At 71.4% G+C, this 23,001-nt stretch carries 21 protein-coding genes, 1 tRNA gene and 1 pseudogene; 7 read left to right on the forward strand and 16 right to left on the reverse strand.

Going from position 1 to position 23,001, the window contains the following annotated elements; genetic code table 11:
* Nucleotides 1-3 precede the first annotated feature (3 nt).
* From cseB to FRZ03_RS11825, 4 genes are all read right to left on the reverse strand, one after another.
* A complete protein-coding gene (cseB, locus tag FRZ03_RS11810; RefSeq protein WP_146465096.1) occupies nt 4-711 on the reverse strand; it encodes a two-component system response regulator CseB in 708 nt (235 codons plus the stop codon).
* Nucleotides 712-768: 57 nt separating this feature from the next.
* On the reverse strand, nt 769-1,374 hold the full coding sequence (locus tag FRZ03_RS11815) for a hypothetical protein (RefSeq protein ID WP_146465097.1): 606 nt from the start codon (nt 1,372-1,374) through the stop codon (nt 769-771).
* 41 nt (nt 1,375-1,415) lie between these two features.
* Nucleotides 1,416-1,955 carry a SigE family RNA polymerase sigma factor gene (locus FRZ03_RS11820; protein WP_070022497.1) on the reverse strand — a complete coding sequence of 180 codons (540 nt, stop codon included), beginning with the start codon at nt 1,953-1,955 and terminating at the stop codon, nt 1,416-1,418.
* Nucleotides 1,956-2,242: 287 nt separating this feature from the next.
* Entirely contained in the window at nt 2,243-3,118 is an 876-nt protein-coding gene (locus FRZ03_RS11825; protein ID WP_146465098.1) for an HhH-GPD family protein, read from the reverse strand.
* Between the two features lie 179 nt (nt 3,119-3,297).
* Between FRZ03_RS11825 and FRZ03_RS11830 the strand changes: the two genes are divergently transcribed.
* Nucleotides 3,298-4,122, forward strand: a complete 825-nt coding sequence (locus FRZ03_RS11830) for a hypothetical protein (RefSeq protein WP_186785374.1) — start codon at nt 3,298-3,300, stop codon at nt 4,120-4,122.
* Between the two features lie 56 nt (nt 4,123-4,178).
* Here the strand turns inward: FRZ03_RS11830 and disA are convergent, their stop codons facing one another.
* Both disA and radA read right to left on the reverse strand, forming a co-directional pair.
* Nucleotides 4,179-5,303, reverse strand: coding sequence for a DNA integrity scanning diadenylate cyclase DisA (gene disA, locus FRZ03_RS11835; protein WP_146465099.1), 1,125 nt, complete (start codon nt 5,301-5,303; stop codon nt 4,179-4,181).
* Between the two features lie 80 nt (nt 5,304-5,383).
* Nucleotides 5,384-6,793: a DNA repair protein RadA gene (gene radA, locus FRZ03_RS11840; protein WP_146465100.1), complete on the reverse strand. Its 1,410-nt coding sequence runs from the start codon at nt 6,791-6,793 to the stop codon at nt 5,384-5,386.
* Nucleotides 6,794-6,994: 201 nt separating this feature from the next.
* Here radA and FRZ03_RS11845 point away from each other — a divergent pair, with 201 nt between their 5' ends.
* The gene (locus tag FRZ03_RS11845) at nt 6,995-8,605 is read left to right on the forward strand and encodes a BACON domain-containing protein (protein WP_222443367.1); all 1,611 of its coding nucleotides are present in this window, start codon (nt 6,995-6,997) and stop codon (nt 8,603-8,605) included.
* Here FRZ03_RS11845 and FRZ03_RS11850 read toward each other — a convergent pair.
* The 3 genes and pseudogenes from FRZ03_RS11850 to FRZ03_RS11860 form a co-directional block, all read right to left on the reverse strand.
* A pseudogene (locus tag FRZ03_RS11850) lies at nt 8,580-9,758 on the reverse strand (DEAD/DEAH box helicase); the annotation flags it as partial. The gene FRZ03_RS11845 and the pseudogene FRZ03_RS11850 sit on opposite strands and share 26 nt — an antisense overlap.
* A 204-nt stretch (nt 9,759-9,962) precedes the next feature.
* Nucleotides 9,963-10,166, reverse strand: a complete 204-nt coding sequence (locus FRZ03_RS11855; RefSeq protein WP_007383480.1) for a cold-shock protein — start codon at nt 10,164-10,166, stop codon at nt 9,963-9,965.
* A 723-nt stretch (nt 10,167-10,889) separates the two neighbouring features.
* Complete coding sequence (locus tag FRZ03_RS11860; protein ID WP_146465101.1) at nt 10,890-11,228, reverse strand: MerR family transcriptional regulator; 339 nt, start codon at nt 11,226-11,228, stop codon at nt 10,890-10,892.
* A gap of 633 nt (nt 11,229-11,861) precedes the next feature.
* Here FRZ03_RS11860 and FRZ03_RS11865 point away from each other — a divergent pair.
* On the forward strand, nt 11,862-12,236 hold the full coding sequence (locus FRZ03_RS11865; RefSeq protein ID WP_146465102.1) for a hypothetical protein: 375 nt from the start codon (nt 11,862-11,864) through the stop codon (nt 12,234-12,236).
* Between the two features lie 182 nt (nt 12,237-12,418).
* Here FRZ03_RS11865 and FRZ03_RS11870 read toward each other — a convergent pair whose 3' ends face one another.
* The 4 genes from FRZ03_RS11870 to FRZ03_RS11885 all read right to left on the reverse strand — a co-directional run bounded on the left by FRZ03_RS11870 (nt 12,419) and on the right by FRZ03_RS11885 (nt 15,480).
* Entirely contained in the window at nt 12,419-12,766 is a 348-nt protein-coding gene (locus FRZ03_RS11870; protein ID WP_398660167.1) for a CBS domain-containing protein, read from the reverse strand.
* A 127-nt stretch (nt 12,767-12,893) separates the two neighbouring features.
* Nucleotides 12,894-14,384 (reverse strand): DEAD/DEAH box helicase, encoded by a 1,491-nt coding sequence (locus FRZ03_RS11875; RefSeq protein ID WP_186785375.1) that lies wholly within the window; start codon nt 14,382-14,384, stop codon nt 12,894-12,896.
* A 189-nt stretch (nt 14,385-14,573) separates the two neighbouring features.
* Nucleotides 14,574-14,777, reverse strand: coding sequence for a cold-shock protein (locus FRZ03_RS11880; RefSeq protein ID WP_070024256.1), 204 nt, complete (start codon nt 14,775-14,777; stop codon nt 14,574-14,576).
* A gap of 418 nt (nt 14,778-15,195) precedes the next feature.
* Nucleotides 15,196-15,480, reverse strand: a complete 285-nt coding sequence (locus tag FRZ03_RS11885) for a hypothetical protein (RefSeq protein ID WP_146465103.1) — start codon at nt 15,478-15,480, stop codon at nt 15,196-15,198.
* Between the two features lie 454 nt (nt 15,481-15,934).
* Between FRZ03_RS11885 and FRZ03_RS11890 the strand changes: the two genes are divergently transcribed.
* Nucleotides 15,935-16,405: a DUF5994 family protein gene (locus FRZ03_RS11890; RefSeq protein WP_222443368.1), complete on the forward strand. Its 471-nt coding sequence runs from the start codon at nt 15,935-15,937 to the stop codon at nt 16,403-16,405.
* A 104-nt stretch (nt 16,406-16,509) separates the two neighbouring features.
* Here the strand turns inward: FRZ03_RS11890 and FRZ03_RS11895 are convergent, their stop codons facing one another.
* Nucleotides 16,510-16,872: a hypothetical protein gene (locus tag FRZ03_RS11895; protein ID WP_146465105.1), complete on the reverse strand. Its 363-nt coding sequence runs from the start codon at nt 16,870-16,872 to the stop codon at nt 16,510-16,512.
* Between the two features lie 396 nt (nt 16,873-17,268).
* On the reverse strand, nt 17,269-19,425 hold the full coding sequence (locus FRZ03_RS11900; RefSeq protein WP_146465106.1) for a protein kinase domain-containing protein: 2,157 nt from the start codon (nt 19,423-19,425) through the stop codon (nt 17,269-17,271).
* 347 nt (nt 19,426-19,772) lie between these two features.
* On the opposite strand from FRZ03_RS11900, the gene FRZ03_RS11905 reads away from it, so the two are divergent.
* From FRZ03_RS11905 to FRZ03_RS11915, 3 genes are all read left to right on the forward strand, one after another.
* Nucleotides 19,773-21,068 (forward strand): hypothetical protein, encoded by a 1,296-nt coding sequence (locus FRZ03_RS11905; RefSeq protein ID WP_146465107.1) that lies wholly within the window; start codon nt 19,773-19,775, stop codon nt 21,066-21,068.
* Between the two features lie 517 nt (nt 21,069-21,585).
* Nucleotides 21,586-21,867, forward strand: a complete 282-nt coding sequence (locus FRZ03_RS11910) for a hypothetical protein (protein ID WP_146465108.1) — start codon at nt 21,586-21,588, stop codon at nt 21,865-21,867.
* The gene (locus tag FRZ03_RS11915; RefSeq protein ID WP_146465109.1) at nt 21,864-22,262 is read left to right on the forward strand and encodes a PIN domain-containing protein; all 399 of its coding nucleotides are present in this window, start codon (nt 21,864-21,866) and stop codon (nt 22,260-22,262) included. Before FRZ03_RS11910 ends, FRZ03_RS11915 begins: the two co-directional genes overlap by 4 nt.
* Before the next feature lie 556 nt (nt 22,263-22,818).
* Here the strand turns inward: FRZ03_RS11915 and FRZ03_RS11925 are convergent.
* A tRNA-Gly gene (locus FRZ03_RS11925) sits at nt 22,819-22,892 on the reverse strand.
* Between the last annotated feature and the right edge of the window lie 109 nt (nt 22,893-23,001).

The raw sequence follows: 23,001 nt of genomic DNA on the forward strand, positions 1-23,001 counted from the left end.
CGTTCAGGCCTTCAGTTTGTAGCCGAAGCCACGCACGGTCTCGATGCGGTCCTGGCCGATCTTCTGCCGCAGCCGCTGCACATGCACGTCGACCACCCGGGTGTCGCCGCCCCAGCCGTAGTCCCACACCCGCTCCAGGAGCTTGTCGCGGGAGAGGACCGAGCCCGGCGCGGAGGAGAACTCCAGCAGCAGTCGCATCTCGGTCGGGGTGAGCGCCACCGGTTCCCCGGCCCGGCGCACCTCCATGCCGTCGGTGTCGATCCGCAGATCGCCGAAGGTCAGGGTGGAGCCGTCCTGCACCGCGGACGCGGCCTCCTCCGGGTGGTGGGAGCCGCCCGCGTGCCCGAAGCGGCGCAGCACCGCCCGGATCCGGGCGACCAGCACGGCACCGTCGAACGGCTTGGTCACGTAGTCGTCCGCGCCCGCCTCCAGGCCGAGGACGACGTCGATGGAGTCGGCGCGCGCCGACAGCATGATCACCGGCACGGTCGACTCGTCCCGGATCCGCCGGCACAGGCTGACGCCGTCCAGCCCCGGGACCATGACGTCGAGCAGGGCGATGTCGGGGCGGTTCGCCCGGAACGCCGCGAGGCCCGACAGCCCGTCGGGCATGGCCGTGACCGCGAAGCCGTCCCGCTCCAGCGCGAGCTGGGTGGCCTCGCGGATGACGTCGTCGTCCTCGACGAACAGAACGTGGGTCTGGTCTGCCATCCCGGGTGCTCTCTGTCCTCGTAACCGTGCTGGTGGTGATGGGGGGGGCGCGCGCGGTCAGCCGTCCGGCACGGGCGACGGCACCTCGCCGGCCGACTTGCTGTACTCGTTGCGCACGCTCTTGCCGGGCGTGAACCGTCCCGTCCTCCAGGTGTACGGCGTCACGATCTCACCGGACGGGCTGGAGATGGGATCGCCCTTCTCGTAATACTGCCTCGTCACCGAGAGCCGCCCCTGGTCGATCTCCGCGTAGACCGGGGACTCCTCGGTCCGGAAGACGTTCTTGAAGGCGCCGGACTCCTCCCGGTACACATACGAGCCGATCCCGACCGCGTCGGCGCAGGTCAGCACGTTGACCACGACGTCGTCCACCGAGTTCGCGGTCAGATCGCCGTAGGAGACGTCCACCGGGTACTCGTCGCCGCTGCACGGCTTCAGCTCCCGCTTGACCGCGGCCGAGACGGCCGGGTCCTGCTTGAGCAGCCGTACGGCGTCCACCTTCCGGTACTTGTCCGGATCGGACGGCGACGGCGAGGGGGAGGCGACGGCCCCGGCCACCGCCGAGGCGTGTGCCGGGCCCTCGTCCCGCGCCCCCGTGCCGCCCGTGCCGCACGCGGCGGCGAAAAGGGCGAGGGCGGTGACCGAGGCCACCGCCGCGATCACCGCCAGCAAACTCCCTCGGGCCGTTCTCGGCCCGGGCCCGGTCAGGCCGCGCAACGCTCCCGCTCCTCACGCTCCAGCGCCCGTGCGTCCAGGTCGCGGGCCTCCAGCTCCTCACGGAGCCGGGCGAGCGCCCGGTGCAGCGTGCTCTTGACCGTACCGGCCGACATGCCGAGGGCCGCGGCCGTCTCCTCCGTGGACATCTGCTCCCAGTGTCGCAGCACCACGACGCTGCGCTGCTTGGGAGCCAGGACTTTCAGGACATCCATCAGCAGGGCGCGGTCGGCGTGCTGCTCGGTGGAGTCGTCCACACAGGCGTCCGGCAGCTGCTCGGTGGGGACCTCCTCCAGCTTGCGCGCCCGCCACCACTCGGTCCGGGTGTTGATCATGACGCGGCGCAGATAGGCGTCGGCGAGCCGCTTGTCGGCGATGCCGTCCCAGCGGCCGTACGTCCGCACCAGCGCGGTCTGGAGCAGGTCCTGGGCGTCGACGGGGTCCGGCACCAGTCGACGCGCACTGCGCAGCAGCGCGTCCTGCCGGGTGCGGACGTACTCCTCGAATTCGAGCACCTCGCCCTGGGCCATGTTCAACCGCCTCCATTCCCCGTGTGCTCCGGCTCCCCGCCGAAGTCCCGCCGTCCTGCTGTCCGTCCCGGTGGTCCGCCGGGCACGAACAAGAAGGTAGGCAGTCGTTGTCACGAGGCTGTGCGCACCAGCCTGCGGCCAGCAATCGGCTATCCGTCGGTTGTGTAACGGACGTAGGAAGCGGGTAAAGAGGTGGGCTGTTATGTCCAGTTACGCGGCTTTTGTCGTGGGCCACTTGGGCGCAGCGCCCCGTAACGGAGGCACCCGCGCTGTGATGTGGCTGTGCGTCAGGTCAGCGGCAGCCGGTACAGACCGCCCGGCAGCGGCTCCACCAGACCGTCGGTGACGAGCCCGTCGAGCGCGCGGGCCCGCTGCACCGGCTCGTGCCACACCCGGTCCAAGGCCGCCTGCGGCACCGGCGCGTGCGCCTCCCGCAGCACGGCCAGCAGCTTGCCGCGCACCTGCCGGTCGGTACCGGCGTACGTCTGTCCCCGCCGCGGCGGTCCCTGGTGCTCCGGCTTGCCGGCCAGCCGCCAGGCGCACTGTGCGGCGATCGGGCAGCGCGCACAGCCCTCGTTCTTGGCCGTGCACACCAGCGCGCCCAGCTCCATGGAGGCGGCGGCCCACCGCGCGGCCGTCGACTCCTCCTCGGGCAGCAGCTCGCGGGCGAGGCGCCGTTCGGCCGCCGTCGTCGCGTTGGGCGGGTACTGCACCCCCGTCACCGCGCGCGCCAGCACCCGGCGCACATTCGTGTCCAGCACCGGATGCCGCTGCCCGTACGCGAACGAGGCCACCGCGGCGGCCGTGTACTCGCCGATGCCGGGCAGCGCGAGCAACTGGGCGTGCTCCGCCGGCACGTCCCCGCCGTGCCGTTCCGTTATGGCGACCGCGGCGCCGTGCAGCCGCAGCGCGCGGCGCGGATAGCCGAGCCGGCCCCAGGCGCGCACCGCCTCGCCGGGAGCTTCCTTCGCCAGGTCGGCGGGGCGCGGCCAGCGGGCGAGCCACTGTTCGTAGACGGGCAGCACCCGGTTCACCGGGGTCTGCTGGAGCATGAACTCGCTGACCATCACCCCCCACGCGCCCGCCTCCGGGCGGCGCCAGGGGAGGTCGCGAGCGTGGGCGTCGAACCAGGCGATCACGGGGGCGTGGAGCTTCTCAGTCATGGCCTTCCGATCCTGCCACGCCGCGCCGGGTGGCGCGGGTGACGGCGCCGTCACCGAGCGTGCCGGAAACCGAAAAACCCTGCCTGCCGGGGCAGTTGCCGGGATGATGATCCGGAAAAGTTGGTGCGCGTACGGCGGGTGGCGCAAGGCCGCGCGCCGATCTCTCGTAGAGTTTGGGCGTGGGATCTCTGCGCAATCCGGTCGGGCCGCTTCCCTCCTCCATCTACTGGCGTCGGAGGGTCGTACTGCTGTCGGTGGTCGCCGTGTCGGCGCTGCTGATCGCCTGGATCGTCACCATGGGGGGCGGCGGCGGCAAGAAGGGCACCAGCGCGTCCGGGGGCAAGAATCCCGCGCACACGATCACGCCCGGTCCGTCCGGGTCGGGACCCGCCTACAGCCAACACCCGGGCGGGCGCGACGAGTCGGGGGGCTCGGGCTCCGGGTCGGGCTCGGGTTCCGGTTCCGCTTCCGGTGACGGCGGGGGTTCCGGTGCCGCTTCCGGTTCCGGCGACGGCGGTTCGGGCGGGGGCGGTGCGGGTTCCGGTTCCGCCGCCGGCGGCGCGGTCGTCGCGGGCGACGCCCTTCCCGGCTCCTCCTCGCTGCCGAACTGCACGGCCGGGGCGGTGTCGCTGAGCCTGCGGAGCCTGCGCAACTCCTACTCGCCGGACCAGACGCCGACCTTCGAACTCACCGCGAAGAACGGCTCGTCCACCGACTGCAAGGCCGATCTCGGGCCGAAGAACGCGGTGCTGACGATCACGCCCGCGGACGCCCACGACGCGTTCTGGTCCTCCGCCGACTGTCCCGAGGGCGCGGGCAGCCTGCTGTTCCGGGTGCCGGCCGGCAAGAGCATCACGTACACCGTGCGGTGGGACCGCCACCCGAGCGCCGCCCACTGCGCGACGCCGTCCGGCGGCTCGGCGAAGGCGGGAACGTACCTGCTGGAGGCGAAGACGCCGGGGTACGGGAAGCTGACGGCGTCGTTCGTGCTGGCGGCGGACTGATCCCCCGGCGGCCGGGGGCAGGGCCTCTCGATCCGGCCTGATCCGAACGGAAGACCCTAGACGTACCGCTCCAGGATCGAGGACTCGGCCAGGCGGGACAGCCCTTCGCGGACGCTCCTCGCCCGCGCCTCGCCCACGCCGTCCACGGTCTGGAGGTCGTCCACGCTCGCGGCCAGCAACTTCTGGAGCCCGCCGAAGTGTTCGACCAGCCGGTCGATGATCGCCCCGGGCAGCCGCGGCACCTTGGCCAGCAGCCGGAAGCCCCGCGGGGACACCGCGGAGTCGAGCGTCTCGGGTGAACCGGTGTAGCCCAACGCCCGCGCCACCGTGCCGACTTCGATCAGTTCCGCCTGGGTGAGCGCGTCCAGCTCGGACAGGGCCTGCTCCACCGTGCGCGCGCGCTTCGCAGTGGGCTCGGGCACGTAGTCCCGCACCACCAGCTCCCGGTCCGGCTCGACCCCGGCGATCAGCTCCTCCAGCTGGAGGGCGAGGAGGCGGCCGTCGGTGCCCAGCTCCACCACGTACTCGGCGATCTCGGTGGCGATCCGCCGGACCATCTCCAGGCGCTGCGCGACGGCGGACACGTCCCGCACCGTCACCAGGTCCTCGATCTCCAGCGCGGACAGCGTGCCCGCCACCTCGTCCAGGCGCAGCTTGTAGCGCTCCAGCGTGGCCAGCGCCTGGTTCGCGCGGGAGAGGATCGCCGCGGAGTCCTCCAGGACGCGGCGCTGACCGTCCACGTAGAGCGCGATCAGCCGCATCGACTGGGAGACCGAGACCACCGGGAAGCCGACCTGCTTGCTCACCCGGTCCGCCGTGCGGTGCCGGGTGCCCGTCTCCTCCGTGGGGATCGTCGGGTCCGGGACCAGCTGGACGCCCGCGCGCAGGATCTTCGACAGGTCCGACGACAGCACGATGCCGCCGTCCAGCTTGCACAGCTCGCGCAGCCGGGTCGCGGTGAACTCCACGTCCAGCACGAACCCGCCCGTGCACATCGCCTCGACGGTCTTGTCGGAGCCGAGCACGATCAGGCCGCCGGTGTTGCCGCGCAGCACGCGCTCCAGGCCGTCGCGCATGGCCGTACCGGGAGCCACGGCGCTCAGCGAGGCGCGCATCAGGCCATCGGAACCGGCACTCCCACCGGACTTTCCGGGAGCTGCTGCCCGGTCGTTGGCTGCCACTGCACTCCTCCGGTCGCAGGTTCTGACGCGCTCCCGTACCCGCACGCGGTTCGTACGGATGGGTGAGACCTGGGCAAAGTCTACCGGCGGTCCTCCGTCTCCCGTGGGGCCTCCCGGCGACGGGAGCGGGGCAGGACCCGCAGCGCATCCCCCATGTCCGCGACTTCCAGCACCTTCATCCCCGGCGGGGTCCTCCCCGGATCGCCCGGCACCAGGGCGTGCGTGAAGCCCAGCCGGTGCGCCTCGGCGAGCCTGCGCTGCACGCCCGTGACCCGCCTCACCTCACCCGCCAGGCCCACCTCGCCGATGGCCACCAGGTTCTTCGGCAGCGGGGTGTCGCTCGCCGCGGAGGCCAGCGCGAGGGCGATCGCCAGGTCGGCGGCCGGCTCGGACAGCTTCACCCCGCCGACCGTCGCCGAGTAGATGTCCCGCTTGCCGAGCGCGCTGATCCGGCCGCGCTGTTCGAGCACGGCCAGCATCATCGACACCCGGGAGGTCTCCAGTCCGGACGTCGTGCGCCTGGGGGAGGGGATCTGGGAGTCGACGGTCAGCGCCTGCACCTCCGCGACCAGCGGGCGGCGGCCCTCCAGGGTCACGGTCAGACAGGTGCCCGGCACCGGTTCGTCGCGCCGGGTCAGGAAGAGGCCGCTGGGGTCGGCGAGGCCGGTGATGCCCTCGTCGTGCAGCTCGAAGCAGCCGACCTCGTCCGTGGCGCCGTACCGGTTCTTCACGCCGCGCACCAGGCGCAGCCGGGCGTGCCGGTCGCCCTCGAAGTGCAGCACGACGTCCACCAGGTGCTCCAGGAGGCGGGGGCCCGCGATGGCGCCGTCCTTGGTGACATGGCCCACCAGCAGCGTGGACATGCCGCGCTCCTTGGACGCGCGGATCAGCGCCCCGGCCACCTCGCGCACCTGGGCCATGCCGCCGGGCGCGCCCTCGATCTCCGGGGAGGCGACCGTCTGCACCGAGTCGAGGATCAGCAGGGACGGCTTGACCTCGTCCAAGTGGCCGAGGACGGCGGAGAGGTCGGTCTCCGCGGCCAGGTACAGATGGTCGTGCAGGGCGCCGATGCGGTCGGCGCGCAGCCGCACCTGGCTCGCCGACTCCTCGCCCGTGACATAGAGGGTGCGGTGCTCCTCGCTCGCCGCCTTGGCCGCCACGTCCAGCAGCAGGGTGGACTTGCCGACGCCCGGCTCGCCCGCGAGCAGCACCACCGCGCCCGGCACCAGCCCGCCGCCGAGCACCCGGTCCAGCTCGGGCACGCCGGTGGAGCGGGCGGTGGCCTGCCGGCCGTCGACCTGGCCGATGGGCAGCGCGGAGTTCACCACCCGGCCGGGCGCCGTGGTGCGCACCGCGGGGGCGCCGTACTCCTCGACCGTCCCCCACGCCTGGCACTCGGGGCAGCGGCCGAGCCACTTGGCCGTCTGCCAGCCGCACTCGGTGCAGCGGTAGGACGGGCGGTCCTTGGTGGTCTTGGTACGGGCAGCCATGCGGAAACCGTAGCCCGAGCCACTGACAACGGGACGGGTGACGGCCATGTGGGTGGACCCGTATCGGTCACCGGCCGTCGGTATCCGGCCGTGGAGCAAAGAGCTCCTGTCCCCTTATGAGGGATCGTTTCACCCGTACGGATTAAATCGGCTCAAGGCTCCGGAAGGGACGCTCCGCCGCGGCCTACGGTCGCACGGGTGATGAGCAGCAGCCCGGAGACCACCACCCGCACCACCGGCGCGCACCGAGCGCACGGCCGGGCGCGAGAGGCGCGCGAGACGCGCGAACCCGGCGACCCTGCGCAGGCGCCCGAGCCGCGTGAGACACGCGGGGCCGACGACGCCCGTGATGCTCATGGGACCGCCGGTGCCCGCGGGGCCCGTGAGGCGCGCGACCGGGCCGCCGCGCGCGCCATCGCCCGCCGCGCGTCGGCCTGCCACGAGCCGTACCTGGACGGCCTGTTCACCTACTGCCTGTCCATCCTCTGCGACCACGACGCGGCCACCGCCGCGCTGGGCGACGCCCTCGCCCTGGCCGAGCGGCGCGCGCACCGCGTCCCCGCGGCCGGCGACGACCGCAGGGCCTGGCTGTACGCCCTGGCCCGCTGGTCGTGCCTGCGCAAGCTGGCCGAGGCCAAGCAGAGACGGCAGGCCGCGCACGCGGCGGGCCGCGCCGGCCGGGCCCCCGGGCGGGAGCCCTCCGAACCCGCCCTCCCCGCACCGCTCGAGGAACACCGGCGCCGGGAACTGGCCCTGCTCGCCTGGCCGGAGGCGGCCGGCACCACCCCCGAGCAGCGCGAGGCCCTGGAACTCGCCGTCCGTCACCACCTCACCGCACCCGAGGTCGCCGCCGTCCTCGGCATGGCACCGGCCGCCGCGCGCGAGCTGCTGGCCGCGGCCGCCTGCGAGGTCGAGCGCACCCGTGCCGCGCTCGCCGTGGTGGAGGCCGGCGGCTGCCCGAGCGTCGCGCACCTCACCGGGGACAGCCGGCTGATCCTCTCCACGGCGCTCCGCCACGAACTGGTACGGCACGTCGACGACTGCCCGCGCTGCCGCCGCACCGCCGAGCGCGCGGCCCCCGGCCGCTGGCCCGGCACCGCGGTCACCCCCGCCGAACTGCCGGTCCTCCAGGCGCCCCGCGCGGACCTCGCCGCGCTCTCCCGGTCGCGGGTCGCGGCCGCCCCCCGCTTCGACCGCCGCGGCTTCCCGATGGACCCCAAGGACCGCGCGGCCCGCCGCGACCGGCTGCGCGCCCGCGCGGTGACGACGACGGTGGTCGCGACGGTGGTGGCGGCCCCGGTGCTGGCCCTGTGGGCCGCCTACCGGGGCGCGCCGGCCGGGGAGGGCGACGGCCACCACGGCACCACCCGCGAGGCCCAGGGCCCCGACGCGCTCGGCGACGGCGGCACGGGCGGCTACGAGAACGCGGGCAGCGCGCGCGTGAAGCGTCCGGGCGAGGACGGCAAGCCGGACGTCTCGGTCCAGGTGCGGAGCGTGCCCGGAACCGGCACGGACGCCTCCGGCGGACTGACGGTGACCGCGGCGAACTCCGGCGACACCACCCTGATCACCCTGACGGCCACCGGCTCCGCGCCCCTGCGCTGGTCGGCGACCACGGGAGCCTCCTGGCTGTACCTGAGCCGGTCCTCGGGCACGCTCGCCCCCGGCGCGTCCGTGACGGTGCGCGCCTACGTCGACCACCTCCGCGAGCCCTCGGGCCCCTGGCGCGCCCAGGTGACCGTCGCCCCGGCCGGCGCGGTGGTCACCATCACCGGCTACGGCACGGCCCCGACCCGCCGCCCCGCGGGGTAGCGCCGCCCCGGTGCAGGTAGTCCTTGTGGTCGCCCGGCGGATCGACGTTCACCACGAGGTCGAGGCCCTCCACGTGGATGCCGCGAGCGGCGACGTTGGTCGCCACCAGCGCCGTGACGTGCCCGTTCTTGAACTGCGCGAGGGTCCGGTTGCGCTGCGGCTGGGACTTTCCGCCGTGCAGGGCCCCGGCCCGCACCCCGACGGACAGCAGGTGCTTGACCAGCCCGTCCACCGCGTGCTTGGTGTCCAGGAACATGATCACCCGCCCCTCGCGGGCGGCGATCTCGGTGGCGGCGGTGTGCTTGTCGGTGTCCCGCACGTGCAGCAGGTGGTGCTCCATGGTGGTGACCGCCCCGGCGGACGGGTCGACCGAGTGCACGACCGGATCGTGGAGGTACCGGCGGACCAGCAGGTCGATGTTGCGGTCCAGGGTGGCCGAGAACAGCAGCCGCTGCCCGCGGGCGGGCACCTGGTCGAGCAGCTCGGTCACCTGCGGCATGAAGCCCATGTCGGCCATCTGGTCGGCCTCGTCCAGCACGGTGACGGCGACCTCGTCCAGCCGGCAGGCTCCGCGCTCGATCAGGTCCTTGAGCCGTCCGGGCGTCGCGACGACGACCTCCGCGCCGCCGCGCAGCACACCCGCCTGCCGGCCGATGGACACGCCGCCCACCACGGTGGCGAGCCGCAGGTGCAGGGCACGGGCGTAGGGGGTGAGCGCGTCGGTGACCTGCTGGGCCAGTTCCCGGGTGGGGACGAGGACCAGGGCCAGCGGATGCTTGGGCTGGGCCCGCATGCCGTCGAGCCGGGCCAGCACGGGCAGGCCGAAGGCGAGCGTCTTGCCCGAGCCGGTACGGCCCCGGCCCAGGACGTCCCGGCCCGCCAGCGCGTTCGGCAGGGTGGCCGCCTGGATCGGGAAGGGCGTGGTCAGACCCTGCTGGCCGAGGGCCGCGGTCAGCCGGGCGGGCATCTCCAGCTCGGCGAACGTCTCGACCGCCGGGAGGGGCTCGGTCAGGGTGGCCGGCAGGGCGAATTCCTGCCGGCGCGGGGCCGCGGGCGCGCCCTGGCGGCCGGGCTTCTGGGTACGGAATCGACTACCGCGGGCAGCGCCCGCCGAACGTGTGGACCTGCCGCCGGTTTGACGGGTGCGGTTCATGGAGGAACCTCCTCGATGCGGCGTATCGAGGAATTCCGTCAGCGGCGGTGGCCGTGCGAGATTCGCAAGAATGTGCCGAAGAAAAGTAGTGAAACGCCGGCCCGTCCGGGAAACGGGCACAGCAATGGGCTGGGGCCCGCACCCCGAGGGCGCGGGCCCCAGCCATATGCGCGAACCAGCGGTCCGCCAAGACTGGCGTCAGTGTCAGGCGGGAACGATGTTCTCGGCCTGCGGGCCCTTCTGGCCCTGCGTGACGTCGAAGGTAACCTTCTGGCCTTCCTGAAGCTCACGGAAGCCGCTGGTGGCGATGTTCGAGTAGTGGGCGAACACGTCGGCGCCGCCGCCGTCCTGCTCGATGAAGCCGAAGCCCTTTTCCGCGTTGAACCACTTCACGGTGCCAGATGCCATATTGAATCTCCCTTGAGGGGCAGTGCCGGACTCCGCACTTTACGGAGCCGAGTCGCCGCGATGATCACCCCTCCGGAAAGATCCGGAAAGTTTTGCAAAGAAAATCTCTGGCAACCAAAACTGCAACTGGTACCACGCTAACACAGGTCGGTTCGCAGCGCCCGGACATTTTTCCGGGTGTCGTAAAACTTTCCCCCGTCGCAGACCGTAATTCTGTACCGGCGAGACCAGATAATCGCGGGGCCCTCGCCCGGTGCCCGGCGCATCCCAGGGTCCCGCCGCTGCGCGCCCTCCGGCTGGTCCACGGGCGAGCCGATGCGGCGCGCAGCCGCGATCCGGGTGCCCTGATCGGCCGGCGCACGGCGCGGGCGGCGATACGTGACCGGCGGCATGGGTACCGGCGGGCCGTCGACCGGTCGCGGCGGGGTGATCGACCCTACGTCGCCGGATCCGAGAATATGTCCTGGGCGCAATAGATTTCCACGTGCGGCCGGAGAGGCCGATGTCACCGCTCGCGGGGCCGGCCGTATGAGAGGTCTCCTCGTCCCGGACCGCGAGGTCCTGGGCGGTGCCGGCCCGCGCGCCGAGATCCGGCGGACCGGGGATCACGGTGGACGCGGCTGACCGTACGAGCGTCGTCGATCACACGGCCCGGGCGGCCCTGGCCGCGCACGATTCCGGCGCGCGGCTCCTGATCACCGCAGAGGCCTGCCGCGCGCGGGTTCAGCCGGAGTTGCCTGCCGATTGGCCGGCGGCACGGCGGTACTCGGCGTTGATGCGCTGCGCCTCCTCGAGCTGGTCCTCGAGGATGACGATGCGGCACGCGGCCTCGATCGGGGTCCCCTTGTCGACGAGCTCGCGGGCGCGCGCGGCGATCCGCAGTTGGTAACGGGAGTACCGGCGATGTCCTCCCTCCGAGCGGAGTGGAGTGATCAGACGGGCCTCACCGATCGCTCGGAGGAAGGCCGGGGTGGTGCCGAGCATCTCGGCTGCCCGCCCCATGGTGTACGCGGGGTAGTCGTCGTCGTCCAGACGACCATTCAGAGAGTTGTCCGATGTCATGTCACCTCGCTGTGCAACGCGTCGAGGGGCCCTGGCACCGAACGGCACCAGGGCCCCGAAGGAAATTGAACACCATCTGTCGGCGCCTACTGCTGTGCCGACCTTCTGTTTCCGCTACCCGGCCCGGCAGGGCGGAGCGGGGGATCGCAGCTGCGTGACCGGGGACCACCATCCATTCCGGGGTCTTGCGGTACCCGGGCCGAGTGCTTCTCGGACCGGGCGATCCTGATGGCGTCTGCTCCTCCATTCCTCTCTGAACGAACCAGCCACCGAGTGAGCCGGTGGCTGGCGGCGGCTCCTCGTCGGACGAGCCGCCCAGTGCGGCTCCCGGTCCCGTCACCCTGTCGGAACGCTGGGGCTCCGAGGCTGGGAGCCGCACTGACCTGCGTACTTCATATCCAGGCAACCGCCAGTTCGTGTCTGGCGGGTCTCCTTAGACCGTGTCTACGAGAAGAAGCATACCCACGATGGGAATGAAAAGCTACTCCCACAAGAGTAGATTTCACTCTTCCAGTGGAGGAGAACCCTGGCATGAACGGTCCTCGCCGGGTGCCGGGAGCCGCCTGTCGGAGCGCGGCCGCCCCGGCGCCCGCCGGAGGTCGGGTTCAGGCGGGCCGCATAAGCTCTGCTGTCATGTCGAACCCTGATGAGCTGCTTGTCGCCATTTCCGCGGCGGTGGAGTCCGAGCGAAGCAATCAGATGGTCCTGACGGTGGTCCTCGGCGGCACCGTCATCACCGGCCGACTGGCTCCCGAGGCCGTGTGGAGGGAGCGGGTGGCGGAGGTCCTGAAGGACTCGGACCGTCTCGGCCCGTTCGCGGACGTCTTCGCCCGCGGTCCGTGGGAGAACCGGCCCGGTCGCGGCGAGGCGCCCACGCACCTGCACTTCCACCTCGCCCGGATCGTGCAGGGCAGCATCGGAATCCCGGAGACGGGAGGCATGTACCGAGTCGCGATCAAGGACGTCAGCGCCTGGAGCGTGGGGGATCTGGTCCACTTCGACCGGTGAGAGGCCGTCCGCGCCCCGTTGCCCGGCCGGCGGTCTTTGAACGGGCGGCGACACGGCGATGGGGGCCCTGCCGACGCGCGTCGGCAGGGCCCCCATCGGGTTCCTGCGGCGGTTCTCCCGCCTGTCCTCCTGGCCTCCCGGCCCCCATCAGGGCGCCGGGGCGGCGGCCGCCGGTCGCGGACTCAGCCGTGACCGACTGGCGCCCCACGCCCTTCACCGAGGCGCCCCACGCCGGCGGAGACGTTGCCGGGCGAGGTCAGCGATCCGCCGAGGACGTCCCGCAGGCGGATCCGGTCCGAGTACGCGGCACTGGCGCGGAGGGCGGCGAGCCGGACCCGGGTGATCGAGCCCGTGCTCTCGTCGTCCCCGTCGCACACGGTCAGGTACTCGACCCCGGCCCCCGCCATGACGGCCAGAGCCACCTCGACGGTCATGTCGTCCCATACCCGGGGCCCGTGCCCTTCGCTGTCGTCGACCACGGGGGCGGCGGTGTGGTCCGGCCTGCGGTACTGCGTCCGTGCCGGCGTCAAGGTGGCTCCTTCGGTGAGGGGTGGTCGGCCTGATGACCTGGGCTGTCCCGCGAGACCTCTGCGGCTTTCGGAAACCCACGGCGGCACCCGGGACCGCACCGAGCCGACCTGATCCGGGGGACAGGGCCTAAGCGGCCGAGTCGTCACCGGGCCGCCGCCGTGCCCCGCGGCGCACCCCCGCGCCGACGGTGCGGCCCTGGCCGGCGCGGCCCCGGCGGCCGCGGGACGGAGAAGAGGCGCGGCGGGGACGTTCCACGGCGGGCGCGGTGATGACCACCGGCACGCCGGAGGGCGCCTGGGCACCCGTGATGCGGCTCAGCTCCGCCTCGCCCGAGCGGACCGGCGTGATGCGCGGGGTGATGCCGGCCGAAGCCATCAGCCGGGTCATGCCGCGGCGCTGGTCGGGCGTCACGAGGGTGACGACGCTGCCGGACTCCCCGGCGCGGGCCGTACGGCCGCCACGGTGCAGGTAGTCCTTGTGGTCGCTGGGCGGATCCACGTTGACGACCAGGTCGAGGCTGTCGACGTGGATGCCGCGGGCCGCGACGTTCGTGGCCACCAGGACGGTGACGTGGCCGGCCTTGAACTGCGCAAGGGTCCGGGTGCGCTGCGGCTGGGACCGGCCGCCGTGCAGGGCCGCGGCGCGGACACCGCTCTTCAGCAGGTGTGCGGTCAGCCGGTCCACGGCGTGCTTGGTGTCCAGGAACATGATCACCCGCCCGTCCCGGGCCGCGATCTCCGTGGTCGTGCGGTGCTTGTCCGCGTCGTGCACGTGCAGCACATGGTGCTCCATCGTGTCGACGGCACCGGCGGACGGGTCGACGGAGTGCACCACCGGGTCGGTCAGGTAGCGGCGGACCAGCAGGTCGACGTTGCGGTCCAGGGTGGCCGAGAACAACATCCGCTGGCCCCCGGCACGGACCTGGTCGAGCAGGGCGGTGACCTGGGGCATGAAGCCCATGTCGGTCATCTGGTCCGCCTCGTCGAGAACCGTGATGCCGACGTCGGTGAGCCGGCAGTCGCCCCGGTCGATGAGGTCCTTGAGCCGGCCGGGTGTCGCGACGACCACCTCCGCGCCGGCGCGCAGCGCACCGGCCTGCCGGGCGACGGACATCCCGCCGACGACGGTGGCGAGCCGCAGGCTCACGGCGCGGGCGTAGGGAGCGAGCGCGTCCGTGACCTGCTGGACCAGCTCACGCGTGGGGACGAGGACGAGAGCCAGCGGCCGGCGCGGCTCGGCGCGTCGGCCCGCCGTACGAGCCACCACCGCGAGGCCGAAGGCGAGGGTCTTGCCCGACCCGGTGCGGCCGCGGCCGAGTACGTCACGGCCGGCCAGGGAGTTCGGCAGGGTCGCCGCCTGGATCGGGAACGGCACCGTCACGCCTTCACGGCCGAGCGCGGCCAGCAACGGTGCCGGCAGGTCGAGATCGGCGAACGACTCGACAGCGGGCAGCGCGGGCGTGACCGTCTTCGGCGGGGCGAACTCGCCCCCCGCCTGCTGTCGCTTTCCGTAGCCGCCGGAGCGCCGCGGACCGCCGGAGCGGCTCGCGGCGGTACTTGCTCCGAAGCGGCCGGACGGGCGATCGGCGCGTGTGCGAGTGGTACGTGTGCGGTTCATGCGGAACCTTCCTCGATGCGGGCGCGTATCAAGGAATTTCCGCAGCATGACGAGCGGCGCAGAGATCACGAGAACGGGCCGGGAACGACAGGGAAGAATCACCCTGGAATAAAGCAGAAATGAAGCAGGCCGGGGCCCGCACCCCAAGGTGCGGGCCCCAGCCGTGATGTGTGCGTCGGTGCCGGTGCCTCAGGCGGGGACGATGTTCTCGGCCGTCGGGCCCTTCTGCCCCTGCGCGATGTCGAACGACACCTTCTGGCCTTCCAGCAGCTCACGGAAGCCGCTGGTGGCGATGTTCGAGTAGTGGGCGAAGACGTCGGCGCCGCCGCCGTCCTGCTCGATGAAGCCGAAGCCCTTTTCCGCGTTGAACCACTTCACGGTGCCAGTAGCCATTTTGTTTCTCCTTCGGAGGCGGTGTCAGGAATCCGCCATGTGCGAATCCTGTGTCGCCGTGATGATTACCCCGTCGGAAATGAACCTGCTGGCAACCAAAACTGCAACCGGGATCGACAGTAGCACGGTGCGATCGGCCCTGCGTGGGCGAAAATCCCGGTCCGGTCGATGTCCGAGGAATACTTTCCGGGCCCCGCTCCTATATCTCGTTCCGCGAGTGCAGTTATTACTCTGCGTGGGGGCCGATTTTCTGCCGTGCAGGTCCGCCCCGGCTCCGTGACCTCCGTGGACGGGAAGACGCGCCGCACCCACCGCCGTCGGCGAAGGCACAACGGCGATCGCGCCGGGACTCCCCTGTGCGAGGAAGGTCACATTCCCCTGCGACGAGCGCGACGGCGTCCGCGGCCTCCTTGCGCCCTCAGTCGCCGTGAGTGGGTGCAGCCGACTCTTCCTCCTCCTCCATCAGGCGAAGGCCCTCATGGGTCAGCGACGCGGTGGCCGGCGTCTTGTGCGACGTCCAGTCGACGGTGATCAGACCCGCGTCGGCCAGGTAGGCGCAGGCCGCTGAGAGATCCGCGTCGGGGAGGCGGACCTCGGCACGGAGCGTCTCTCCACTGACATCGGGACGATTGCGTTCCACGGCCCCGTACAGGGACCGGAGAACCGCTTTGCGGTAGGTCTTGCGTTCACGGAGTGTCGCCATGGCTGTCGCTCTCGGGCTCGTGGCCGACGGTGCGGGCCCGCCGTGCCACCGAATGCCGGGCAGGGCTGTGGGGGCTGTCGGACGACACGCCTGCCGCCGATGGCGGAGCGCAGACGGGACACCCCGCGCGGCCGACGGGGTGGCCTGCGCCGTTCGGCCCGGGCGAGCGGCGAGTCTCCCGTCGCCCGCAAAGTGCAGGGTGCGTCGTCCATCCGTACCTCCTGCGGGCGGGTGGTACCGAGGTCGTGCGCCCGGACCCCTGCGGCTGTCCGGCGGACCGCCACCCTTCCGTACGCCCCTTTTCTGAAGCGTATGCCGCACCTGTGCCCCCTGCCGCCGAATCAGGCCCCCGGGACGAGCCGATGCCGGACATTCCGAGGACGCGGGGGAGTAGCGTGGGGGGAGGCGAGGCGAGTCCCGTGTTCGCACCGGCTCCTGAAGACGGGTGGTCCTCATGACCGGCTCTGATCACCGGCATCTGCCGAGTGGCGTCCACCAGACCGTCCGCCCGGGGCAGGCGCTCCTCCGGTTGGAGACGACAGCGTCACGGGAAGGCGTCCTCGACGGTGCCTGGTGGCCGCGGTCGCGTGACATCGCCGTCGAGCTGCCCGCACTGGTGAGCGCCCTCACCAGGTACCTCGGACCCGTGACCCGCGTCGGTCTGGACACCGCGGCCTGGCAGCGGCTCCCGACGCGGATCGTCGTCGACGACCGGGTGGTGCGCATCGACTCCTTTCCGGTGAGTGACGACACCGTCCTGATCACCCGGGACGACCAGGACCTCTTCTCACTGCTGGTGGTCCCGCCGAACGCGTCACCCGAAGCCGCCCACGCCGCGATGGCCCAAGCGGTCCGGGCGGACAACGTCAGCCAGGCGGAACAGATCCTCATCGATACCGGGAGCGGTCAGCAGCCGTCGGACTGACGCGTCGCACCTCCACCGGCGCGTGGGGTGTCCGCCCCGCGCGTTCGAGTGCGGTGGCGGGGAGGGCGTCACCGCCCGGACCCGCCGGCGGTCCGATGCCGAGATCAGACCCGGGACGCCGTGCCGGACTCGTGCTGGAAGCTGTCGGCCCCGTACCCTTCCCAGTCCACCGTCATGGCCCTTTCCGTCAGGCCCCAGACCGTGCCCACGGTCCGTTTCGCGCGCGGATCGTCGCACCGCAGGCGCATGGTGAGGATGCCGTCCTCCTTGGCGACGGTGCCTTCGCACCGATGTCCCCCGCCCCGCATCTCGACCCGGCGCCCGTCGACGTCGAGCAGGATGGTCGAACCGGGACTGAAAGCCGCCCACGATCCGTTGAGCGCGCTGTCGATCTCCTCGGTGGTGGTCCGCGCTTCGGGCGTCCCGGTGCCGTCCGAAGCGGCCGCCGCGCCGTCTGCGATCACCACGACCGCTCGGCACTCGCGCGGGGTGACGCACATCGGTAGGGATACCCGTGGTGTACGTCCCTGCCGACCGACTCGGTGGGTGCAGGCGCGTCAGTACGGCACCGGAACCGCGCAAACATTGCCGGAAGCAGGCAATGCGCCGTGCCGGCCGCGTACGTGAACATGTCCGCGCCGACGGGGGACGGCAAGGAGGGACGGAGACACCGGCACCCGGTTTCCGGGGTGCCGGCCTCAGGGGGCGTCTCTCCTTGCCGCGTCGCGTCGGCCGCGACGCGAAACGGCCGGCCGTCGACGAAGCAGACGTACACAGCGGGCCCCGCACGTCCCGCGCCGTCCCTGAACGTCCGCTCCGCACCGCGGCGTTGGACAGGGTGCGCGGCGATGACCCCCGGCCGGTCAGCCGGGCCCGCCCGCGCTCCGGGAGAAGGCCGTGTCGCCGGCCGTCGCCACGATCGCGTCCTCGACGAGCAGCACTCGCGGCGGATACGTCTGCGCCTTGTCCCCGGGATCGTCCAGCGCGGAGGTGCGCCAGACCTCCGCCCCGGTACGGCTGTCCAGCGCCAGCAGACGGCCGAAGCGGTTCGAGAAAAAGACCCGCTTGTACGTCGCTGACACGGCGGGCGCGGACAGGCTCTCCATGTCCGTCGCCTTCCGCCACAGTTGTCCGCCGCTGCCGGCCGACACCGCGGTGACCGACCCGTCGGACCGGACGAAGTAGACGACGCCGTTCACGAGGGTGGCCGTGCCGGTCAGCGGATGGGCCAGCGGTATCCGGCTGACCCGCCCGGTTTCCGGGGACACCCGCAGCAGCGCGTTGTACGGCCGTTCGTACCCGGATTCGTACACGTCCTTCGCCGTCTGCGGGGCGAGGAACAGGGGTTGGCCGCCGACGGCGCCGAGCGCTTCCGCCTTCTCGGGCAGTGTGGCGGTCGCGGTCAGGCTGCCGGCCCGGAGCTTCATCAGCTCGACCGGGGCCTGGCCGGGCTCGGTGCCCTCGGAGCACAGGGCGTAGGGGACGCCGCCCAGCGCCGACGGGGTGCAGTACTCGTCCAGCGAGGGCGCCCGCCACAGTTCCCGGCCGGAAGGACCGTAGGCCACGAACGAGGAGGAGTCGGGGGACAGGGTCAGCAGCCCGCCGTCGTACAGGACCGCCTCCTCGGACTTGCTGATGTCGCGCTGCCACCGCCGGTGCCCGGTGGCGGCGTCCAGGGCCACCACGCGCCTGGTCGCGTCGTCCGGATCCTCGTACACATAGACCAGACCGCCGCGAACGCCGATCGGCTGCACCCCTTGAGGACGGGTGCCGGTCCGCCACAGGGTGCGCCCGGAAGCGGCGTCGACCCGGGCGACCGTGAAGCCCGTACCGCCGCAGAACAGGGCGCTTCCCGCCGCCACGCATCCGGGGTTGTCGTAGTCGAGCGGCACACCGCGCACGTCGTACCGCAACGTCGTGCGCCACGGCCGCCAGCCGTCGGGCAGCGATGCGGCACGGGCGGCCTTGGCGGCGGTGGTGGTGGTGTCCGCATCCGAGACGAAGACCCCCACCCCGACGACCAGCGCCGCGACGGCCAGCGCCGCGACGGCCAGCGCCGCGCCGAGGCCGGTGAGCAGCATCCGTGTCCGGCGGCGCCTGCCGTCTCCGGTGCCGGCCGTGGCATCCGCGGGGGCGGCGATCGTGCTCCGGGAAGCGGGGCCGTGCCGGGGTTCCGCGGGCTGCCCGGTCGTCGCGGACTCGGCGGGGCCGGATTCCGGCAGCGCCTGGAGCATGCCGTACAGCTCCGTCAGATCCGGCCGTGCGGCCGGGTCCTTGTCCAGGCAGCGCTCGACGATGCCCAGCAGCACCTCGGGCACCCCGTCGAGGTCCGGGGTCCCGTACACCACCTGGTAGCCGGTTATGTACGGGCTGTCGGCGTCGAACGGGCCCGTGCCGACGGCCGCGAACACCAGCAGCGACCCCAGCGAGAACACGTCCGAGGCCGGGGTGACGTCGCGGGGAGCGGCCAGTTGCTCCGGCGACATGAAGGGCGGAGTGCCGATCATCCGCCCGGTCGCGGTGAGGTTCTGGTTGTCGGCGGCGCGCGAGATGCCGAAGTCGATGACGCGCGGCCCGTCCTCGGTCATCAGGACGTTGCGCGGTTTGAGGTCCCGGTGCACCAGACCCGCCCGGTGGATGTCGCGCAGCGCCTCGGTGAGCCCGAGCCCCAGCGCGCGCAGCTCCCGCAGGTCCAGCGGGCCGTCCTTCTCCACGACTTCGGCCAGGTTGAGCCCCGGCACGTAGAGCGTCGCCATCCACGGCCGGTCGGCGTCCGGGTCGGCGTCCACGACCGGCGCGGTGAAGGCACCGCTCACCCGGCGCGCCGCCGCGACCTCCTGCCGGAACCGCGTCCGGAACTCCTCTTCCTGGGCAAGGGGCCCGTGCGCGAGCTTGACCGCGACCTGCCGCCCCGATGCGGAGACCCCCAGATAGACGACTCCCATGCCACCCGCCCCGAGTCGCCCGAGAAGGGTGTACCCGCCGATGGCCTCCGGGTCCCCGGTGCTCAGGGGCGTCATCACCGATCGTCCTTCCGAGCGCCTGTCTGCCTGACGGAGATCAGCGTAGGGCCTGCCGCCTTGAAGACGGAGCCGCGCGTATCGCGTGCGGGTGTCCTGAGCCCCTGGCTGTACGAAGGAACATCCGCCCCGGCCGAGCACCCGACCCCCGGCTGACGGTGGTTGCTCTGCTGACCTGCGGCGAAGTGGTGCGAGGGACTGCCTGACTGTGGTATCCGCCATGCCGTACTGAGCGGTGGATATAAAGATGGCGGCCGCGCGAGGGTTCCGTAGAGATCCCGTCGTCTCGAAAGCGTCAGGGGTGGGGATCGAGAGTGTTGTTGCGGAGAATATGCAGATGGGCCGTCGTGGCCGTCGTAGCCGCCGCGTTCGGCATGGGAGGTGTGACAGCCGCGCAGGCCGCGGACCAGCCGGAGGTCACCTATGCCGGGAGCGTGTCGGACGACCTCGGGATCCTGCAGATCAATGCCCGGTCCGGGGCCGACATCACGGACATCACGGCGCACCTGGTCTCGTACACCTCGCAGACTGAGGTCGCCAGGATAGGGACCGAGGACTTCCGGCTCTTCTCCGGCACTCGCCAGGACGGAATCTGGCGTACCAAGGAGCCGTTGAAGCTGCCGGAGTTCGGCCAGTACCGCATCGACGTGGACGTGACGGACGCCGATGGCGGCCGCGTTCTGCGTCGGTCCGCAGGGGACTTCGCCTACTACGTCGTGGCGCAGTTCGGCGCGCTCACCGTCGACCGCACGGCCATCGACCGGGACCACCGTGACGTGCAGGTCGAGGGGACGCTGTACGGGCGGTTTCCGACCCGTCAGGTGAAGCCTCTCGCGGCACGCCGTGTCGATATCGATGTCGACTACTGGACGCAGACCACTGTGACCACCGACGCCCAGGGTCACTTCACCGCCTCGGTGCGGCTCGACGCCGCCGCGCCCATCCAGGCCGTGTTCAGGGTGGACGGTGGCACGCCGGCGGTGCTGTACGGGGAGTCGGAGACGGTTCAGATCGGTGTCGATCAGGTTCCCACCCGTTTCACGTCCACGGTGAGTGCGACCGACGTCGACTTCGGCCAACCGGTCACGCTGAGCGTCAAGGTGGAACAGAAGACCTCGGACGGCTGGGTGCCCCTGGCCGGGCGCTCCGGTGGCGTCCTGTTCGGCCCCGACGATGCGCAGACCGACCTCGTGGGCCGCTTCAACACCGCTGAAGACGGCACATTCACCATGGACTACACGCCGTGGCAGGGCGGCTCCTTCCAGCTTGCCCTGGACACTTCGGACGACCCGTTCCTCCAGGCCGGCACCGGTACGAGCGACGTCGTCCACGTGCACCGGGCTTCGAAGTTCACGGCCTTCACGGCCGCTCGCTCCGACACGGAAAAGATTCACGCCGAGGGGCTCATCGACTTCCCCGACGGGTGGACGCCTGGCTGGATCAACGTCCATATCCAGTACTCGCCCGACGGCGTGAACTGGTCGACGCTCACCACGGTCGAGGCTTCCTGGGGCGGCAGCGGCAACGATTTCGCCGCGGACCTCGGCCAGAGCGGCGCCGGCTACTACCGGGCCGTGTTCGACGAAGACGCCAACTTCCAGGCGGCCACCTCGCAGACGGTCTTCGTACCAGCGTCCGACTAACGCCTGGCGTCAGATGAACTGGGCCGGCGAGTCATGGTCCGGCGGCACGTCCCCAGCAGGTGCCGGTCTGGACGCGCGGAGTGATCGCCGTGCACAACAACAAGGCCCAGGTCGTTGACCTGGGCCTTCTTCATGGAGCGGGTGACGAGCTTCATGGAGCGGGTGACGAGAATCGAACCCGCGCTCTCAGCTTGGGAAGCTGCGGCGCCTGTGTGGGCCCCATGGCTCTGACCAGCACAGATACCCGGACCTCGGGGTGGTCGTGTGGGCCGGATTGCACCGCTGTTGACCGTGGTTTTCCGCCCTTACGGGTACGCAGATGGCGCGGAATCTCGGAAAGGGCAGGTCGGCGCCACTGGCGGCAACTCCGCACGGGCCGCTCCCGCGCGGAGATCAGCTGCTGGAGCGGCGTTGCCTGCATAGGCCCGTCAACCGCCACCCTGGATGCCTCCGTCATCCGCTCGGAATCCCGTGTACTTGGCACGCACTATGCTATTTTAAATGGCATAGTTGAAGCATGACTGATGACGACGTGGACTTCCTGCCCGGCGACGGCCCCACCAGCGGTATCTCCGTCACTCTGACTGCCGGGACTCTGCAGGCGATCCGTGAGCGGGTCGGCAAGCGGGGCCTCTCGGCCTTTCTGGAGAAGGCTGCCCAGCGGCAGATCGAGCGGGACAACCTGGACGAGCTGATCGCGGACTTCGACAAGGTGCACGGCCCGGCCGACCTGGAGGCCGTGGCGGCCAAGCGTGCCCGGCTGACCGGTGGCACTTCAAATGCTGGAGCGGTCGCGTGAACGGTGCCCTGGTCCTGGACAGCGAGGGCCTGGCGAAGGCCGTACAGCGTGATCGGGAAATCCACGAGTGGTTGACGGCGGCTCGCGACGCGGATCTGCCGGTCATCACCTCAGCCGCCGTGCTGGTCGAGGTGATCCACCCGAAGATCAACGACGCCGCACTGAAGTGGACCCTGTCCCGCCTGAGAGTCGAGCCGGTGACCCAGGCCGTGGCGCAGTCCGCTGCCGCGCTGCTGCGCGCAGCGGGGCTGCACGGCCACAAGTACGCCATTGATGCCATGCTGTGCGCGACCGCCCTGCAGCATCCCGGCCGGGTGACGATCTTGACGTCCGACGTAGAGGACATCGGGCTGCTCACTGCCGAGCATCCACGTCTGAGTGCGGAGAAGGTCTGAGCCGAGGTGCCTATGCCCGCCGAGGTGGCTGCCGTGGTGGAGCGTGCGTGGTGGCCGGCGAAGGTCATCGACTCGGAGCGGCCTTCCTTCCTGGTGCCCGTCAAGCCGCGCTGGTCGACCGAGCTGTTCAACGTGCCCGCCATGCTCCTTCCGTGCAGTGACGTTCTGGGCATCAGCAGGGAGCACGTCTATGACCGCTCCTCAGGTCGCCGCGGAGAGAGCGTGCCGGCTTCGCCTGCTTTGGTACATCAGCGAAGGCAACTCCCCGGGCGAAGGCCAGATGGTGGTGGGCAGTTCGCGTCTTGACGAGGTGCTCGTCGACACACCCGACACCCTCTTCTCGAAATTCGAGCACCTGGGCATTCATGGTGTGCCGCAGATCACTTCAATTGCGTCTCATCATGCGAAACGCTCATGTGTCTCGGGGGCGGTGGCTCCGCTCTTGCGACTTCGGCGTAGCCACCTGCCTGCCGGCTTAGGGCACACAGAGGGCACGCCGCCCCCGAATTGGACTAGACAATAAATAAACCCCAGGCCACCGACCTGGGGTTTCTCATGGAGCGGGTGACGAGAATCGAACTCGCGCTCTCAGCTTGGGAAGCTGATGTTCTACCATTAAACTACACCCGCGTAAGTACGGACAAAGCCCCCGAGAGGGGTCCGTGTCCGGCGCTCGCTCACTGTACCTCATCGCAGGCCCTCGGTGCCCAAGCCCGGGGGTCTGAGCGCGTTTCAGGGT

The organism is Streptomyces misionensis, assembly GCF_007896895.1.
Classification (GTDB): Bacteria; Actinomycetota; Actinomycetes; order Streptomycetales; family Streptomycetaceae; genus Streptomyces; species Streptomyces misionensis_A.